General features: G+C 74.4%; 8 protein-coding genes. All 8 read left to right on the forward strand.

Annotated elements, in window-relative coordinates:
* The first annotated feature begins 6 nt into the window (after positions 1 to 6).
* The 8 genes from ACIQE0_RS14555 to ACIQE0_RS14590 are packed head-to-tail and all read left to right on the forward strand — an operon-like array spanning position 7 to position 19,135.
* A complete protein-coding gene (locus ACIQE0_RS14555) occupies positions 7 to 1,764 on the forward strand; it encodes a condensation domain-containing protein (RefSeq protein ID WP_402331733.1) in 1,758 nt (585 codons plus the stop codon).
* A 2-nt stretch (positions 1,765 to 1,766) separates the two neighbouring features.
* Positions 1,767 to 2,756 (forward strand): NAD-dependent epimerase/dehydratase family protein, encoded by a 990-nt coding sequence (locus tag ACIQE0_RS14560; RefSeq protein WP_402331736.1) that lies wholly within the window; start codon positions 1,767 to 1,769, stop codon positions 2,754 to 2,756.
* Positions 2,753 to 4,450, forward strand: coding sequence for an aspartyl/asparaginyl beta-hydroxylase domain-containing protein (locus tag ACIQE0_RS14565; RefSeq protein WP_402331739.1), 1,698 nt, complete (start codon positions 2,753 to 2,755; stop codon positions 4,448 to 4,450). The genes ACIQE0_RS14560 and ACIQE0_RS14565 overlap by 4 nt, the downstream gene beginning before the upstream one ends.
* Before the next feature lie 5 nt (positions 4,451 to 4,455).
* On the forward strand, positions 4,456 to 6,357 hold the full coding sequence (asnB, locus tag ACIQE0_RS14570) for an asparagine synthase (glutamine-hydrolyzing) (protein WP_402331742.1): 1,902 nt from the start codon (positions 4,456 to 4,458) through the stop codon (positions 6,355 to 6,357).
* Between the two features lie 16 nt (positions 6,358 to 6,373).
* Positions 6,374 to 14,242, forward strand: a complete 7,869-nt coding sequence (locus ACIQE0_RS14575) for an amino acid adenylation domain-containing protein (protein ID WP_402331745.1) — start codon at positions 6,374 to 6,376, stop codon at positions 14,240 to 14,242.
* Positions 14,239 to 16,812, forward strand: coding sequence for an AMP-binding protein (locus ACIQE0_RS14580; protein ID WP_402331748.1), 2,574 nt, complete (start codon positions 14,239 to 14,241; stop codon positions 16,810 to 16,812). Before ACIQE0_RS14575 ends, ACIQE0_RS14580 begins: the two co-directional genes overlap by 4 nt.
* Entirely contained in the window at positions 16,809 to 17,855 is a 1,047-nt protein-coding gene (locus ACIQE0_RS14585) for a TauD/TfdA family dioxygenase (protein ID WP_366329044.1), read from the forward strand. The genes ACIQE0_RS14580 and ACIQE0_RS14585 overlap by 4 nt, the downstream gene beginning before the upstream one ends.
* Positions 17,852 to 19,135, forward strand: coding sequence for a hypothetical protein (locus ACIQE0_RS14590; RefSeq protein ID WP_402331751.1), 1,284 nt, complete (start codon positions 17,852 to 17,854; stop codon positions 19,133 to 19,135). Before ACIQE0_RS14585 ends, ACIQE0_RS14590 begins: the two co-directional genes overlap by 4 nt.
* Positions 19,136 to 19,145 lie beyond the last annotated feature (10 nt).

Below are 19,145 nucleotides of genomic sequence, written 5' to 3' on the forward strand. Positions count from 1 at the left end.
CCGCGCGTGGCACGGCTGTCCGCGACCAAACGGGAGCTGCTGGCCAGATGGCTGGCCGAGGACGCCCCCGACGGCGACGGCCCCGCGCTCCCGGCCGAGCCCCGGACCGAGGCCGAACGCACCCTCGCCGCGATCTGGCAGGAAGTGCTGGAACTGGACCGGCTCGGGATCGACGACGACTACTTCGCCCTGGGTGGGGATTCGGTGCACGCCATCGTGATCGTGGCCAAGTTGGAGCAGGCCGGCTGGCGGATCACCGCCCAGGACCTGTTCGACGCCTCGACCGTACGGGCCGTCGCGCGACGGGCGACGCGGGAGGCCCCCGCCTCCGCCCGGCCGCGGCCCCCCGCCCCCGACGCGTATCCGCTCGGCCCGATGCAGGAAGGCATGCTGTACCACTCGGTCGGCGGCAGCAGCCCGGGCGCGTACCTGGTGCAGGTCTGCTGCCTGCTGACCGGACCGCTCGACCCGGCCGTGTTCGGCGCGGCATGGCAGGCGGTCCTGGCCGCGAGCCCGGCGCTGCGGGTGTCCTTCGACTGGCACGAACGGACCCAACCCCGCCAAGTGGTCGCACCGGAAGCCGAGTTGACCATCGACCACCTCGACTGGCGGGACCTCGGCGAGGCGGACCGGGCCGCCGCCCTGACCGCGTTCCTCGACCGGGACCGCGCGCGCGGCTTCGACCTGAGCCGCGCGCCACTGCTGCGGCTGACCCTGCTCCGCGAGTCCGAGACCGCCTACCGCTGTGTGTGGACCCACCACCACCTGATTCTCGACGGCTGGTCCCAGCAACTGGTCCTCGCCGACTTCCTCGACTGCTACCGGGCCCTGGCCGCGGGCGAGCGGCCCCGGGTGCCGGACCGGCCGGCCCTGTCCGACTACCTGGAGTGGCTTGGGACCAGGGACCGCGCCGCCGACGAGAGGTTCTGGGCCGAACAGCTCACCGGGCCGGCGGCGGCGACCCGGATCGCCGGGCCTGGCTGTGTGAACGGCCAGGTGGTCGCCGTGCGGCGCGGTGCCGTGACGCTGACCGCGCCGGGCACCCTCGCCGCCGAACTCGACGCGTTCTGCCGCCGCAACGGGCTCACGGTGAGCACCGTCCTCTACGGCGGCTGGGCGCTGCTGCTCGCCGAGGTGTGCGCGCGCCCGGACGTCGTCTTCGGCGTCACCGTCTCCGGCCGCCCACCCGGCCTGCCCGGTGCCACCGAACTGGTCGGCCTGCTCATCAACACGGTGCCGCTCCGGGTGGACTGCGCGCCGGACGACGTGGTCCTGCCCTGGCTGCACGCGTTGCAGCAGCGGCTGGCCGGGATGCGCGAACACGGCCACGTCCCGCTCGGCCGCATCACCCGCGGCCTCGGGCTGAGTTGGGGCGCCGGCCTGTTCGACACCATCGTGGTGATCGAGAACTTCCCCACCACCGTCGGCCCGGGCGCCGCGGGCCCGCTGCGCGTCGGGGAGGTGCGCACCGTGGTCGACGAGGGCTATCCGCTGGTGCTCGACATCGTGCCCGGCGACGAGCTGCGGCTGCTCGCCCGACACGATCCGGCCCGGCTCCCCGCGTCCCATGTGCGGGCCCTGCTGGACGCGTTGACGACCTGCCTGGCCGCACTCGTCGCCGACCCGGCCGGGCCGCTGTCCACCCCGCGGACCCTGCTCACCCGGCGGCACGCACAGCACCTCGAACGGGAACGCCGGGCCGACCGGGCCAGAGCCGGCCGTGACCTGAAGACGGCGCGACGCACAGCGATGGACGAGGAGTGAGCGTGACACTGGTCGTGGTGACCGGAGCCGGCGGCTTCGTAGGAGCGCACCTGGTCCACGCGCTGAAGAGCAGCCAACCGACGGTGCGGGTACGCGGGGTGGACGTGCGCCCGCCCGCCTACGGGCCCAGCGAGGCCGACGAGTTCGTGCACGCCGATCTGCGCGAGCCCGATCGGTGCGCGGCGGCGCTGGCCGGCGCGGACCAGGTGTTCGCGCTGGCCGCCAACATGGGCGGCATCGGGTGGACGCACGCGGCCCCCGCCGAGATCCTGCGGGACAACCTGCTGATCTCGGTCAACACCGTCGAGGCATGCCGCAGGGCGGCGGTCGGCACCGTCGTCTACACCTCCTCCGCCTGCGTCTATCCGAACTCCCTGCAACGCAGGCCCGACAGCGCCCCGCTGCGGGAGAACCCGGTGTTCCCCGCCGACCCGGACATGGAGTACGGCTGGGAGAAACTCACCACCGAGATCCTGTGCGGCACCTTTCGCCGGACCTACGACATGGACATCAAGATCGCGCGGTTGCACGCCATCTACGGTCCGCTGGGCGCCTATTCCGGGCTGCGGGCCAAATCCCTGTCCATGCTCTGCGGCAAGGTGGCCGCCGTGCCGGGCCGCTCCGGTGAGATCGAGGTGTGGGGGGACGGCACCCAGACCAGGTCCTACTGCTACATCGACGACTGCGTCACGGGCCTGCTCCGGCTCGCCCGGTCCACCGTGGACCAGCCGGTGAACATCGGCTCCGAGGAGCGGATCAGCATCGCGGACCTGGTCGGCCGGATCGCGGCCGTCGCGGGAAAGGAGATCGTTCCGCGCTACCGGCCCGACAAACCGGTCGGGCCGCTGGGCCGCGTCTCGGACAACGCGCTGTGCCGGCAGCTGCTCGGCTGGCAGCCGGCCACCTCCCTCGACGAGGGACTGCGCCGCACCTACGGCTGGATCGCGGAACACCTCGCCTCGGCACGTACCGGAGAGGAGGCCCAGCGGTGAGCGCGGACCGCAAGGCGCTCGACGCCGCCCATGACCTCGGCAGGCTGCTCCTGGGCCACCACGGCCGCTACCGGGACGGCAGACTCCAGGACCTCGTCACCGACCTGCTGCGCGACCGGCGCGGCTGGATCGTCGACGCCGTCAACAGCAGCCTGCTGGTCCGGCAGAAGCTGGCCTACGCCCTGCACCTGGAACCCCGACGGCTGTGGACCAAGGCGGCGTTCCCCCTGCGCGCCGCGGCGGTCACCACCGCACCGCGCCCGCTCTCCTTGCTGTGCCCGACCAGGAACCGCGTGGACAACCTGAACGCGTTCCTGCGCAGCGTGCAGCGCACCGCCGCCGCACCGGGACGGATCGAGGTGCTCTGCTACGTCGACGAGGACGATCCCGCGCTGCCCCGCTACCGGGAGCTGTTCGACCGGGCGCGCCGGCACTACGGAGCGATCGGCCGGTGCGCCCTGCACGTCGGGCCGCCGATCGGGGTCGCGGCCGCCTGGAACCGGCTGGCCGAACACGCCGACGGCGACTTCCTGCTGATGGCCAACGACGACCAGCTCTACGTGGACCACGGCTGGGACGTCGCCCTGGACCAGCGGGCCGGGGAGCTCACCGAACTGCACGGGGACGCCGTGCTGTGCCTGTACTTCGACGCGGCGCAGTACCCCGAAGGCGGCTGCGACTTCCCGATCGTCAGCAGGTCCTGGTACGACACCCTCGGCTATTTCGTCCCGACGATCTTCCAGCAGTGGGAGGTCGAGCAGTGGGTCTTCGACCTCGCCCGACGCCTGGGCCGGCTGTACCCGGTGCCCGGCGTCTTCGTCGAGCACCGGCACTACCAGGACTACAAGGCCCCGTTCGACGACACCTACCAGCGGCACCGCATGACCCGGGAGAAGTCGATCGCCGACCACGCCCTGTTCCTGCGCACCGAGCATCGGCGCGTGGCGGAGGTGGACAAGCTCGCCGCCCGGATCGCGCGTGAGCGGCGCGGCGACCGGCGCGCTGCGGAGCCGTCCGCACCGCTGCCCGAACCGCTGGCCGGCCGGGCCCGCCGGCACTACCGGGCACTCATCGACGCACTGCACGCCGGCGGGCAGCCCCGGGCCGCGGCGGACTGCGCCGAACTCGCGGTCCGCCAGGGCCTGTGGACCTCGGCCCTGCACCGCCCCGCCGAGCTCCACCGGGAGCTGCCGGTGCGCACGGACTACGATCCGGCCGACTTCTGGTTCACCACCCAGCTCACCGCCCAACACGAGGCACTCACAAGGGAGTTGTACGCCGCACCGCTCGGTGACCGGCTGCGCCCCGAAGGCGACCGGGGGCCCGGGACCGACCGTGTCGAGCTGTACCGCGACGGCACCTGGACCGCGTCGGCCGAAGCGCTGCCGGTCCTGCGCGGTGTCCTCGACAAGATCCCCGAAGCGCTGCTGTTCCCCGGGGCGACCGTCGAGCTGATGCTCCAGCATCCCCCGACCCGCCAGCCGGCGAGCTGCGGACCGAGCAACGCCTACCTGCGCGTCGAGTTCGGCCTGATCGTCGCGACCGGCAGCGGGATCAGAGTCGGGGAGCAGCGCACGACCTGGCCCGGCGGCGGCTGCCTGATCTTCGACGACGGCCTCGAACGCGAGCGCCGGCACCAGGGCTCCGGCCCGAACGCCGTGCTCGCCTTCCGCGTCCCGCATCCGGACCGGTGAGCGGCGTGTGCGGCATCATCGGGATCTTCGCCCGGGACGGGGGAGTGTCGACGGAGGCGGTGGCCGCCGCGATGGCGGTGCTGCGCCCGAGGGGACCCGACGGCACCGGCGTCTGGTGCTCACCGGACGGGCGGGCGGTACTGGGGCACACCCGGCTCGCCGTGGTCGACCCGGGCGGAAGCGCCCAGCCGATCGGCGACGAACCGAGCCGGACCCGGCTCGTGGCGAACGGCGAGTTCTACGACTACCGGCGGATCCGCACCGCACTGGCCGACACCGGGCACCCCTGCCGCACCCGCGGCGACAGCGAGATCGCGCTACGGCTCTACCTCAGGGACGGCCACCGGGCGCTGCGGGAACTGCGGGGCGAGTTCGCCTTCGCCCTGTGGGACGGCCGCCGGAGGGAACTGTTCGCGGCGCGGGACCGGTTCGGCGTCAAGCCGCTCTACTACACCGAACGCAACGGCAGGCTCTACCTGGCCTCCGAGATCAAAGCCCTCCTCGCCTGCGGTGTCGCGGCCCGCTGGGACCCGGAAGCCTACGCCGCCCACCTCCAGATGGCCCTCCCCCCGGACCGGACGCTGTTCGCCGGCATCCGCCAACTGCCCCCCGGCTGCTACCTGCTGGCCGGCGACGGCGGGATCACCGTCCATCGGTACTGGGACCTCGACTACCCGACGACCGAAGAGCTGGCCGCGGTCGAGCACGGCTCGCCGACCGCGCTCACCGGGCATCTGGCGCAGGTGCGGGCCGGGCTGGACGAGGCCGTGCGGCTGCGGATGGTCGCCGACGTCCCGGTGGCCTGCCACCTCAGCGGGGGTGTGGACTCCTCGGCGCTGGTCGCCACCGCCGCCGGCCACCGCGAGGTCACCGCGTTCACCGTCTCCTTCGCCGACGTCACGCTGGACGAGAGTCCGGTCGCGGCACGGACGGCCGCCCGGCTCGGCGTGCCCCACCACCGGATCGCGCTCACCCCGGCGGATTTCGCCGAGCACCTGGCCGCCACGATCCGCGCCGGCGAGATGGTGCAGGAGAACGCGCACGGCGTCGCCCGCTACCTGCACAGCGCGGCGATCGGCGCCCGGGGCTTCAAGACCGCGCTGGCCGGGGAGGGCGGCGACGAACTGTTCGCCGGATACCCGCAGTTCCAGCAGGACCTGGCGCTGAGCCGGTCCCCGGCGGCGAGGGACCGGGCCCGGTCCGGATACCGCAAGCTGATCGAGTGCGGCGCGCCGCCGCATCTGCGCGGGGTGCTCGACCGGCTCGGCTTCCTGCCGAGCTGGCTCACCCAACGGTACTTCGCCGTACTGGCACCCTCCCGGCCCCTGCTGCGCCCGGAGTTCGCCGAGGTGCTGGCCCGGACCGACGCCTGCACACCGTTGCTGGAGCAGTCCCGGCAACAGCTGGCGGGACGCTCCGCGCTGCACCAGTCGCTGTACCTGTTCGCCAAGAGCTGGCTGCCCAACTACATCCTGGGCGCCGAACGGCTGGACGCCGCGCACGGAGTCGAGGTCAGGCTGCCGTTCTTCGACCACCAGCTGTTCGCCACCGCCAAGGCCGCGCCGCTGCCCTGGTACACCCGCGCGGGCACCACCAAGTACGTCCTGCGCGCCGCCGTCCACGACCGGCTGACCGAGGAGGTGTGCACGGGCGCCAAACGCGGCTTCTTCGCCCCGCCGACCGTCTGCGACGACGGGCTGCTGGCGACGGTGCGCGAGCTCTGCGCCGGGCCGGCTCTGCGGGACAACCCCTTCTACCACCCGGCGGCGGTGCGCCGGCTGCTCGACGCACTGCCGACCCGGCCGGCCGGCCAACGGGCGGCCAGCGAACGCCTGGTGCAACTGGTGGTGGCGACCAGCGTGCTCACCGCCGCCTTCGGGATGACCACCGGCGAGGCGACCGGATGACGAAGGGGGGACGGTCATGACGGAACCGGCACTGGAGACGATCCTCGCCGGGCTCGCGGAGCCGGAGGCGGTGGAGCTGCGACGGCGGATCGCCGCACTGTCCCCCGAGGGCAGGGCACTGTTCGCGCGGACGCTCTCCTCGGGCCCGGCCGCAACCGCCCCGGCACCCGCGGCCGAGACCGTGCGGCCCTCCTACGGCCAGGAACGGATGTGGCTGCTCAACGAACTGGCCCCGGCCGCCTACACCTACGCCACCGCGGTCCGGCTGCGCGGCCCGCTGAACCCCGTCGCGCTGCGGCGGGCGATCGACGCCGTCGCACGACGCCAGGAGTCCCTGCGCACCAGCCTGTACCAGGCCGAGGACGGGAGCCTGGTCTGCTCGGTCGCCACCAGGGTCACCCTGCCGTTCCTGATGGTCGACCTCTCCCGGCCGGCCGGAACCGACGACCAGGACGAGCGGCTCGGCACCCTGCTGCGCGCCCAGGCCCGCCGCCCCTTCGACCTGCGCCACGGACCGCTGCTGCGCACGGTGCTCTTCCGGCTGGGCCCCGACGACCACCTGGTCCTGCTGAGCCTCCACCACGCGATCACCGACGGCTGGTCCAACGGCGTGCTGGCACAGGCCCTTTCGGACTGCTACCGCGAACTTGTCGCCGGGCGGCCGGTGAGCCTGCCGGCCCCCGCGCTCGGCTACCGCGCCTACGCCGCCTGGCAACGCAGCCGGCTCGCCGGACCGGAGGCCGCTGAGCTGACCGACTTCTGGCGCGAGCGGCTCGCCGACCTGCCGCACACCGAGCTGCCGTTGGACCATCCGCGACCGGCCACCGGCCGCGGCGCCGGCGCCAACCACACCCTCCTGATCGGCCCGGAGCTGGCCGGGCGTCTCGGCGCCCTGCGACGGCAGACCGGCGGCTCGCTGTTCATGCTGGTGCTGACCGCCCTGTCGGTGGTGCTGCACGGCTGGACCGGGCAGCGCGACCTCGCGGTCGGCACCCTCGTCTCCGGTCGCACCAGGCCGGAGTTCGACCGGCTCATCGGCTATTTCGTCAACGTCGTGCTGCTGCGCACGCAGGTCGCGGACGGGCAGAGCTTCCGGGAACTCTGGGCGGCCGCCCGCACCTCCACCCTGGAGAGCCTCGCCCACCAGGACATGCCCTACGAACGCCTGCTGGAGCTGCACCGGTCCGACGGCGAGGGCGAGGCCCCGATCAGGGTGCTGTGCGTCGCACAACAGCCCCAACAATCACTGGAGTTGCCGGGGCTGACGACCGAGCAGCCGGACATCGAACTGGGGGCGGCGCAGTTCGACCTGCTGGTCGAGATCTGGGAACAGCCCGACGGGATCAGGATCTCCTGCCAGTACGACCTGGACCTGTTCGCCGCCGCCACGATCGCGCTCTTCGCCGAGCAGCTGCACACCGTGCTGGCCGGGTGCGCACACGACCCCGACCTGACCGCCGCCCAGCTGCTGGCCCCACCGGCCGCCGTCGAGCCCGCACCACCGCCTGCCGACCCGCGGACCGACAGCGTGTCCGCGGCCTTCGAACGCCAGGCGGACCGCACCCCGGATGCGATCGCGGTGATCGACGGCGGGCACGCGGTGAGCTACCGCGCACTGGACCGCAGGGCCGACGAGCTGGCCGGGCGGCTGCGGGCGCGGGGCGTCGCGGACGGCGACCGGGTCGCCTGCGCCCTGCCCCGCTCCGTCGACGCGGTGGTCGCCGTGCTCGGGGTGCTCAAGGCCGGCGCGGCCTATGTGGCGTTGGACCCGACCCAGCCCGCCGAACGGCTCGCCGAGATCGTCGCCGACGCCCGGCCCCGATGCGCACTCACCACCACGGCGCTGCTGCCCCACTGCGCCACGATGGACAGCCCCCTGATCGCGGTCGACGCCACGGGCGAGCCGGCCGGACCGCTCCCGGCCCGCCGCCCGAACCGGCCCGTCCACCGGGAGTCGGTGGCCTACCTGCTCTACACCTCCGGTTCGACCGGCCCGCCCAAGGGCGTCCTCGGCACCCACCGCGGCGTGCTCAACCGCGTCCGGTGGATGCAGCGCGCCCACCCCGCAACCGGCGCCGAGGTCTGGGCGGCCCGGACGTCCCCCGGCTTCGTCGACGCGGTGGCGGAGACCTTCGGCCCACTGCTGTCCGGCGTGCCACTGGTGCTGCTCGGCGCCGAGGACACCGCCGACCCCCAGCGGCTGGTCGACAGACTGCGCAAGCACCGGGTGACCCGGCTCGTGGTGGTGCCGACCCTGCTGCGCATCCTGCTCGACGACCAGAGCGACCTGCACCGGCGGCTGCCGGACCTGCACACCTGGGTCAGCAGCGGCGAGACGCTCGACGCCGACCTGGCCGCACGGTTCCACCGGCGGCTGCCCGGCCGCCGGCTGCTCAACCTCTACGGCTGCGCCGAGGTCGCCGCGGACGCCACCGCCTGCGAGGTGGCCCCCGGCGGCAACCCGGCGACGGTCCCCATCGGCCGGGCCATCGACGGTGTGGCCACCCGCGTGCTGACCCCGGCCGGCCCGCCCGCGCCGACGCTCGGGTTCGGCGAACTCCACGTCGGCGGGGCCGGGTTGGCCCTCGGCTACCACGGACGCCCTCGGGAGACCGCCGACCGCTTCGGACCGGTGCCCGGCGGCGGGCCGGGGCAACGCTGGTTCCGTACGGGCGACGCGGTGCGCCGCCGGGCCGACGGGACCCTGGAGTACCGGGGCAGGCTGGACGCACAGGTGCAGATCCGGGGCCACCGGGTCGAGCCGGGCGAGGTGGAACGCGCACTCCTGCGGCACCCCGGAATCCGCGCCGCCGCCGTCGTCACCCGCCCCGACCGCATCGGCGCGCCCCTGCTCGCCGCGTACGCGGTCGCCGCCGACGCGGCGCGGCCGCCGGGCGACGTCACCGGATTCCTGCGCAGGCGGCTGCCCGCCTACGCGGTGCCGGCCACCGTGGAGCTGATCGCGGAGCTGCCGCTGAACGCCAGCGGCAAGGTCGACCGGCGACGCCTGCGCGCACTGCGGCCGCAGCCGGCGCCGGCGGCGCGGCAGCAGCCCGGACCGGCCACCGGGCCGACCGAGGCCGCCGTGCTCGACGTCTTCACCGCGCTGCTGCCGATCGCCCACCGACCGGGCCCGAGTGACGACTTCTTCCTGCTGGGCGGCAATTCGCTGCTCGCGGCGCGGGTCGCGGCGGTGCTGCGCGAGCGGCTCGGGACGCCGGTCGGCCTGCGCGACCTCGTCGCGGCGCCGACGGCCCGCGCGCTGGCCTCCCGGCTCGACGCGGCGGCCGGACACCGGGACGCGCCGAAGGTCCCGGCGCGGCCGGCCCCCGACCCGGCGGCGCGGTTCGCGCCGTTCCCGCTGACCGACATCCAGCGGGCCTACCTCGTCGGCCGGGACGCGGACCTGGTGCTCGGACGCGTCTCCACCCACGCCTACCTGGAGCTGACCGCGACGGGACTGGACCTCGACCGGTTCCAGGCCGCACTGCGGGCGGTGATCGACCGGCATCCGATGCTGCGCGCCGTGGTGGCGGACGACGGCACGCAGCGGGTGCTGGAACGGGTGCCTCCCTACCGGATCGCCGTCCAGGACCTGCGATGGGCCACCGTTGCGGAGCGGACGGCGCGGCTGGGGAGCTGGCGGGCCGAACTCTCCCACCAGTTGCTGCCCGCCGACCGCTGGCCGCTGTTCGACGTCCGGGCCTCCCTGCTGCCCGGCGGGGACACCCTGGTGCACCTCAGCATCGACGCGCTCATCTGCGACGCCCACAGCTTCGGGCTGGTGATGGCCGAGCTGACCGACCGCTACACCGGCCGGAAGCGGTCCTACCCGCCGCTGGAGCTGACCTTCCGGGATTATGTGCTGGCCGCCGAACGCCGCCGGACGGGACCGGAGCACCGCACTGCCCTGCGGTACTGGCGCAACCGCCTCGCCGACCTGCCCGAAGGACCCGAACTGCCCCTGGCCACCGCACCGGAGGGCATCGACCGACCGCACTTCGTACGCCGCTCGGGGACGCTGGACCGGGCGGACTGGTCGGTGCTCAAGGCGAGGGCCGCCGCGTTCGGCCTGACGCCGTCCTCCGTCCTCCTGGCCGCCTTCGCCGAGACCGTGACCCGATGGAGCCGGCGCCCGCACTACAGCCTGATGCTCACCGTGTTCCAGCGGGAACCGGTGCACCCCGAAGTCGACCTGATCGTCGGTGACTTCACCGCGCTGTCCGTGCTCGAAGTGGACCACCGCACCGCGGCGCCCTTCGCGGACCGCGCCGGCGCGCTGCACCGGCTGCTCTGGGCCGACCTGGACCACGCCCAGGTCGGCGGTGTCCAGGTCATGCGGGAGTGGGCCCGGCAGCACGGCCGCCCACCGCAGCTGCTGACCCCGGTGGTGTTCACCTCGAACCTGCCGCAGGCCGCCGCCCCCGACGCGGCCGAGGCCGGGCGCACCCCGCTGGGCGAACTCGGCCACGGGATCACGCAGACCCCGCAGGTGCACCTGGACCACCAGGTCGCCGAGCGCAACGGCGGTCTCGTCTTCAACTGGGACGCGGTCGACGCACTGTTCCACCCCGGCGTACTGGACGGGATGTTCGAGGCGTACCGCCGACTCCTGGCCGACCTGGTGGCCGACCCCGCGCACTGGACCGGCCGGCGGGAACCGGCGCTCCCCGTCGCGCAGCAGACCGTCCGGTCGGCGCTCACGGCCACCGACCCCACCGCCCCGCGGCCGCACTGCCTGCATGAACCGGTGTTCGCCCGCGCGGCGGCGCAGCCCGGGCACCTCGCGCTGGTCGACGGCGAGACCAGGATGACCTACCAGGAGCTGGCCGACCGGGCCCGCCGGGTGGCGAACACCCTGCTGCGCACCGGCGACCGCCCCCACGCGCTGGTCGGCATCGCCACCGGCAAGGGCTGGCAGCAGGTGGTCGCCGCGCTCGGCGTGCTGGCGGCCGGGATGGCCTTCCTGCCGCTGGACCCCGAACTGCCCGACGCACGCCTGCGGCAGCTGATGGCACGCGGCGAACTGCGGACCGTGCTCACCCAACGGACCCTGGCGGACCGGCTGCCGCGCCCGCCCGGCGTACGGACGATCGCCGTCGACCGGCCGGACGACCTCGACCGCTCGGACGGCCCGCCCCAGGTGCGCACCGACCCCGCCGACCTGGCCTACGTCCTCTTCACCTCCGGCTCGACCGGAACGCCCAAGGGCGTGATGATCGACCACCGCGGCGCGGCCAACACCATCGACGCGGTCAACCGGCGGTTCGGAGTCGGCCGCCACGACCGCGTCCTGGCCGTCTCCGCCCTCAGCTTCGACCTCGCCGTCTACGACCTGTTCGGCCTGCTGTCCGCCGGGGGCACGGTCGTCCTCCCCGCACAGGACAGACGGCGCGATCCGGCGCACTGGGCCGAGCTGGTGGCCCGGGAACGGGTCACGATCTGGAACTCGGTGCCCGCGCTGGCGGAGGTCCTCACCGAGTACGCCGGAAAGCTCGCACCGACCGCGCTCACGACGCTGCGGCTGGTACTGCTCAGCGGCGACTGGATCCCCGTCGCCCTGCCCGGCCGGCTCCGCGAACTGGCCACCGGAGCACGGCTGATGAGCCTGGGCGGCGCGACGGAGGGATCCATCTGGTCGGTCTGGTACCCCATCGGTGAGGTCGATCCCGCCTGGCGCAGCATTCCCTACGGCGTGCCCATGGCCCACCAGTCGATCCGGGTGCTCGACGACCGGTTGCGGCCGCGCCCCGACTGGGTGGCCGGCGAGTTGTACATCGGCGGCGCCGGTGTCGCGCTGGGGTACTGGCGGGATGCGGAACAGACCCGGTTCCGCTTCCCGCGCGACCCGGTGACCGGCGAGCGCCTGTACCGGACCGGCGACCTGGCCCGCCATCTGCCCGACGGCAACCTGGAGTTCCTCGGCCGGCAGGACGGCCAGGTGAAGATCAACGGCTACCGGGTCGAGCTCGGCGAGGTCGAGGCGGCGCTCCAGCGGCTGCCGCGGGTGCGGGCGGCCGCCGCGGTCGCGGCCGGCGAAGGGGGAACGGAACGGCGGCTGGTCGCCTTCCTCGTCGCCGAGCCGGACGCCGTCGGAGACGCCGCCGCGCTGCGGACCCGGCTCGGCGCCGAACTGCCCTCGTACATGGTTCCCACCGCGTTCCACCGACTCGACCGGATCCCGCTGACCGGCAACGGCAAGGTGGACCGGGCCGCGCTGCACGCACAACTGCCGCGCCGGGAACGGCGGACGGGTCCACCGCGGCCCGCGGTGGACCCGCTGCGGCAGGACCGGCTGCTGGCAGAACTGGCCGCCATCTGGGCGGAACTCCTCGCGGTGCCGACCGTCCAAGAGCAGGACAGCTTCTTCGCGCTCGGCGGCACCTCGCTGGAGGCCATCCGGCTCATCGCCAGACTCCAGCAGGAACTGGGCGTGCGCATCGAGCTGACCCGGCTGTTCACCACCCCGACGCTCGCGGCGCTGGCCGAGGCCGTGGCCGAGGCGCAGGAGAGCACCGGCCCCGAGCCGGGCCCGCCGGCCGCACTGACGCCCCGCCCGGAAGAGCGGACCGAGCCGTTCCCGCTCACCGACATCCAGCAGGCCTACTGGCTGGGACGCCGGGCCGGCTTCGGGCTCGGCGGGGTCTCCACCCACAGCTACCTGGAACTCGACGTCGACGACCTCGACGTCCCCCGGCTCCAACAGGCCCTCCGCCTGCTGATCGCACGGCACGACGCGCTGCGGACCGTCGTCCGGCGCGACGGCCGCCAGCAGGTCCTGGCCACCGTGCCCGCCTACCGGATCGACACCTCGGACCTGCGCGACCGGGCACCCGAGACCGCGGCTCACCGGCTCGCCGCGATCCGCAAGGCGATGTCCCACCAGGTCAGGGCGCCCGAGGAATGGCCGCTGTTCGAGCTGCGCGCCAGCCGCCTCGACGCCGTGACCACCCGGCTGCACCTCAGCGTCGACCTGCTCATCGCCGACGCGCACAGCACCCGCCTCCTCACCGGCGAACTGCTGGTCCTGTACCACGACCCGGCGGCCGAACTGCCCACGCCCGGCTGCACCTTCCGCGACTACGTACTGGCGGTGGAGGGACTCAAGGACGGTCCCCGCCACCGCCGGGCGCGGCGCTACTGGGCCGACCGGCTCGCCGAACTGCCGCCCGCCCCCGGCCTGCCACTGCTGCGGCGGCCGGCGGAGCTGACCCGCCCGGAGTTCCACCGCCTGCACACCGAACTCGCCCCGGCGGCGTGGCAGGCGGTGCGCACCTGGTCGGCCGCGGCCGGCCTCACCCCGTCCGCGACGGTCTGCGCCGCGTTCTGCGAGGTGCTCGCGGCCTGGAGCGACAGCCCGCGGTTCACCCTCAACGTCACCACGTTCAACCGGCTGCCGCTCCATCCGGACGTGGACGCGCTGGTCGGCGACTTCACGGCCACCACCCTGCTCGCCGTCGACGGCTCCGGCGCGCCCTCGTTCCCGGCGCGGGCCGCGCGCCTGCAGGACCGGCTCTGGAGGGACCTGGACCACCGGACGGTCACCGGCGTGGAGGTGCTGCGCATGCTGCGCAGCACGGATCCGCGCAGCCGCGACGACTCGGTGATGCCCGTGGTGTTCACCAGCACCCTGCTGTCGGACGGCGCACTGCCGGCCACCCAGGTGCCCGCCTGGCGCGCCAGAACGGTGTACGCGGTGAGCCAGACCCCCCAGGTGCTCCTCGACCACCAGGTCGGCGAGCAGGCCGGAAAGCTCGTCTGCACCTGGGACTTCGTCGCCGCCGCGTTCCCGGACGGGCTGGTGCAGAGCATGTTCGAAGCGTTCAGGACGGTACTTGCGAACCTCGCGGCGGCAGCCGTGGAAAGTGGAGGCGACCCAGCATGAGCATGGCCGGGGAAGGCTTCTCGGTGCTTCCCACCGAGCAACGCACACTGCTGCTGCGCATGAACGAGGTGACCGGACCCGTCCCACCGGGCACCCTGGACGAGAGGTTCGCGGCGCTGGCGGCCGAACACGGCGACGCGCTCGCCGTACAGGGCCCCCGCCACCGGCACACCCGGGCCGGGCTGCTCGCCGCCGCCGACGGCGTCGCCGCGGCACTGGGCCGGCAGGCGGTGGGGGCGGGGGACCGGGTGGCGCTGTGCGTCGAGCCGGGCGCCGACCAGGTGGCCGGCCTGCTCGGCATCCTGCGCGCGGGCGCGGTGCCGGTGCCCGTGGACCCCGGCCGGCCACAGGTCTCCCGGTGGCGGCAGCTCGACCGGGACCGGATCCCGGTGTGCGTCTCGCAGTCCTGGCTGCTGGACCGGCTCAACTGGCCGGAGGGGATCGCCACGACGGCGATCGACCGCGTGCCGGCGGCCCCGCCCGCCGACCCGCCGCCGCGCGACCCGCGCGACACCGCGGTGGTGCTGCCCGACGACGGCGCCGACGCGGGCACGGCCATCAGCCACCGGGAACTGCTCAACATGACCGCCGATCTCGGCGACCGGTTCGGGCTCGGACCGGACGACCGGATCATGGCCCTGGCCCCGATCGCCTCCGGGCAGGGCATCAGGGAGTGCTGCCTGGGCCTGCTCACCGGCGCCGCGCTGGTCTTCGGCGCGGACATCGACCTGCGGGAGCCCGCCGCCTGGGCCGATCTGCTGGTCCGGGAGCGGATCAGCGTCTGGAACTCCACGCCGACCCTGCTGGACCTGCTGCTCACCGAGCTGGAACGCCGGGGCGAGCGGCTGCCCGAGCCGCTGCGACTGGTGCTGCTGAGCGGGGAGTTGCTGACCGGTGCCCTGCTCGGACGCCTGCGCCGGCGCTCCGGCCCGGAACTCGTCGTCGCCCACCTCGCCGCCGCCGAGGAGCACGGGGCCTGGGTCGCCTGCTGCGAACTGTCCGCCCAGGAAACCGACATGGCCGCGGTGCCGATCGGCCGCCCGATGCGCAACCAGCGCCTCCACGTGCTGGCCGAGAACGGCGGGATCTGCCCGCTCTGGGTCACCGGGCAGGTGCACTACGGCGGCCTGGTCGCGGACTGCGCGGCCCACCGGCCCGGCACCGGCACCGACCGGTGGGCGGCCCATCCGGAGTCCGGCGAACGGCTGCTGCGCACCGCCTCGTTCGGCAGGGTGCTCCCGTCGGGGACGGTGGAGACCGTCGGACACGCCGCGGCGCAACTCCTCGTGCACGGCAGGCGGCTGTCTGTGCACGACGCGGAAGTGGCGCTGGCGGCGGCGGACGGCGTGCGGGCCGCCGCGGTGGTCACGGTGGCCGACGACAGCGCGCTCGGCTTCGTCCGCCTCGCGCCCGGGACGCGCCGCACCGGGCCGGAACTGCTCGACCAGTTGCGCCGCAAGGTCTCTCCGTATCTGCTGCCCGGCCGGATCGAGATCCTGGACGCCTTCCCCCTCACCCCCGACGGCAGGGTGGACCGCGCCCGGCTTGCCACGACCGTCGGCCCGGCCCCCGAACCCGTCGCCGACCGGCGACCGGTGGCGGCGGACGGCCAGGCACTGCTGACCTCGGCCACCGAGATCGCCTGCCGGGTCCTCGGGGTGGACGAGATCGACCCGGAGATGAACCTGATCGATCTGGGCGCCACCTCGGTGGAGCTGGTGCGGCTGGCCACCGTGATCGAGGAGGAACTGGGGATCGATGTCGCGGTCGAGGAACTGCTGCGGTTCCCCTCGATCGCGGTGCTGGTCGGCCCGCACCTCGCCACGGACGCCGAACCCGCGGCGGACGAGGGGGAGTTGCTCGTCGACCTGGTGGCGCGCCAGGCGTTCAAGGACGCCCACCGCGGCATCCGGCAGGAGTACGACCAGGTCGCCGGGACCGGCCTGGGCGGCGCGGCCGATCCGCGGATTGCCGCGCGCCGCAGCCACCGCCGGTTCGCGCCCGCCCCCGTCGCCTTCGCCGACCTCGCGGCGCTGCTCGGCGCCGTGCGCCGGAGCCGGCACGCGGGCGAGGCCAAGTACTGGTACCCCTCGGCAGGCGGCGCCTACCCCCTGGGCGTCTACGTCGACGTCGCACCGGGCCGGGTGGCGGACCTGGCCGCGGGAACCTACTACGTCCACCCCGGCCGCGCCGAGATCATCCCCGTCCGCACCGGCCCCGGAGTGCCGGCCGCCGCACACGCCGAGATCAACCAGGCGCCCCTGCGCCAAGCGGCGTTCGCGCTCTACCTGATCAGCAGGATGACTGCCATCACCCCGCTCTACGGCGAACTCGCCCGGGATTTCTCGGTGTTCGAGGCCGGGGCGATGACCCAGCTGCTGATGACGGTCGCGGCGGAGACCGGACTCGGCCTCTGCCCGATCGGCACGGTGGACGCCGACGCCCTGCGCGCACCACTGCGGCTGCGCCCCGACGACCGGTTCGTGCACGCCCTGCTCGGCGGCATCCCGGTCCCCGACCCCGGCGGCCGGCCGGACCGGACGGCGCGGCAGGAAGGGGAACGGCCATGACGGCGAGCACCGGAGGCCCGCGGCCCGGCCGGCGACGCCCGGTGCCCTCCCGCCCCGAGGACTGGGTGCGAACGGCCGGACCACCGGCCGGTGCGACCCTGCCGCTGCGGGTGTGCGCCGCGGAAGCGGGCGTCGACCTCGCGCACTGGGCCACCTGCTCGGCGCGGCGCGTGCGGACCTGGCTGGACGTGCACGGCGCGGTGCTCTTCCGGGGTTTCGGCGTCGACCTGGACCGGTTCGCCGCGGTGCTGCGCGCGCTGGCCGGCGATCCGAGCCCCTACCTGGAACGGTCCTCGCCGCGGACCGCACTCGGCGACCGGGTCTACACCGCCACCGACCACCCCGCCGACCAGCCGATCCCGCTGCACCACGAGAACTCCTACCAACGGGAGTTCCCGCAGCACCTGGTGTTCTGCTGCCTGCGGCCGGCGGCCACCGGCGGCGCGACCCCCCTGGCGGACGCCAGGAAGGTGCTCGGCCGGATCCGTGCCGACGTGCGCGCCGGCTTCGCCGAGCGCGGGGTGCGCTACGTCCGCAACTACCACACCGGTCTGGGGATGGACTGGCGCGAGGCGTTCCAGACCGACCGGCGCGCACAGGTCGAACGACACTGCCGGGAACGGGACATCGAGGTCGCCTGGGGCGCGGGCGACCGCCTGCGGACCAGCCAGGTGCGGCCCGCGGTCGCCGTCCACCCCGGTACCGGTGAGCAGGTCTGGTTCAACCACGCGGTCTTCTTCCACACCAGCAGCCTGCCGGCGGAGCTCTCCGCCGCGCTCCGGACCCAGTTCACCGAGCCGGACCTGCCGCTCAACACCTACTACGGAGACGGGCAGCCGATCCCGGACGAGGTGCTCGACCACCTCCGGGCGGCCTACGCGGCCGAGCAGGTCGCGGTGGAGTGGCAGGCCGGCGACGTGCTGCTGGTGGACAACCTGCTGGCCGCGCACGGGCGGCAGCCCTACACCGGGGACCGCCTGGTGGCGGTCGCCATGACCGCCCCGCTGTCCTGGGACGCGGCGCGAGCCGAGGTGATCCGATGAGGGCACGGCGGTCCGCGCATCTCCCGCGATCTCCCGGCGCACTCCTGGAAACCGGGACGGGACGACACGTCCGGGCGCTCCGGACGGACGGCGAGCTGGACGCCGACCGGCTGGCCGCCGCGGTGCGCACGGTGGCCGCCGCGCCGCCGTTCGCCGGCTTCGCCCCCGACCTGCGCCGGCACGACGCGGGCGCACTCGGGCCGGGAGATCCGGCGGCGTCCTGCGTGGCGCTGCTGCGGGCCGAACGCGACCGCCCGGCCGACCACGACGGCGGAGCGCCGATCCGGTTCCACTGGGTGCCCCTCGCCGCGCGCCGCCACGTACTCGGCCTGGTCGCGCCGCGGGACGCGCTGGACGCGCGCTCCCTGTACGCGGCGCTCGGCGCGGTGCTCCAGGCGTACTTCGGCCGCTTCCGGCCCGCGGCCTACCGCGACCCCACCGAGCTGGCCGGCTTTGAGCCGGTCGGGACGCCCACCGCGGAAGCGGCCCGACGGCGCTGGTGGACCAGGGAGTTCCCCCGCTACGCGACCCCGGTGCGCGGCCCCCGGACGGGCCCCCGCCGGGTCGGCACCGCGCGGCTGCGGATCGACGCGCGGCGCTGGGCGGCGCTGACCGGCGGCAGCGGCCCCCTGGGAACCAACGGCCCGCTCGCGGTCGTCGCCCTGCTGGCCTGGTGCCTGCGCGCGCAGGGCAGGCCCGCCAGCTCCGGCTTCGCCTGCGACTTCGACCTGCGGGACTACCACGCGCTCGGCCAGGTCCTCGGTCCGCTCACCGACCGACTGGCCTTCCGCGTCGACGTCGACGGCCTGCGGAGCCCGGCCTTCTCCGACGTCATGCGGCGGACCCAGACGGGCTTCCTGGACGCGGTGGTGCACTACCTGCCCTACCCGCGCCTGCTCGACCACGGCCTGCGCACCGGTGCGCTGCACCCGCCGCACACCGCCGCCCTGTGGGACGTCACCGTGCACTTCTGCCGGAACCCGCCGCGCAGCGCCCGCACCAGGAACGAGCGGGCACCGGCCGGCGGCCTCTCGATCGAGCTGTTCCGGGAGGCCGAACTGCTCGGTGCGGATGGGCAGTTCGGCGCCGTCCCGACCGACGGCGTGCTGCTCGACGTCCACGTAGGAGAACTCGACGACGACATGGTGCTCGTCCTCGACTACGTCCGCCCCGACCTCGCCGAGGCCGCCGTGGACCAACTGCTCGACCGACTACGGCAGTTGATCGACCAGATCGGCGCCGATCCGGCGGCACCGCTGCCGGACCTCAGCCAACGATAAGGAGCTTCCC

The sequence above is a fragment of the Streptomyces sp. NPDC093097 genome, assembly GCF_044754325.1.
Classification (GTDB): domain Bacteria; phylum Actinomycetota; class Actinomycetes; order Streptomycetales; family Streptomycetaceae; genus Streptomyces.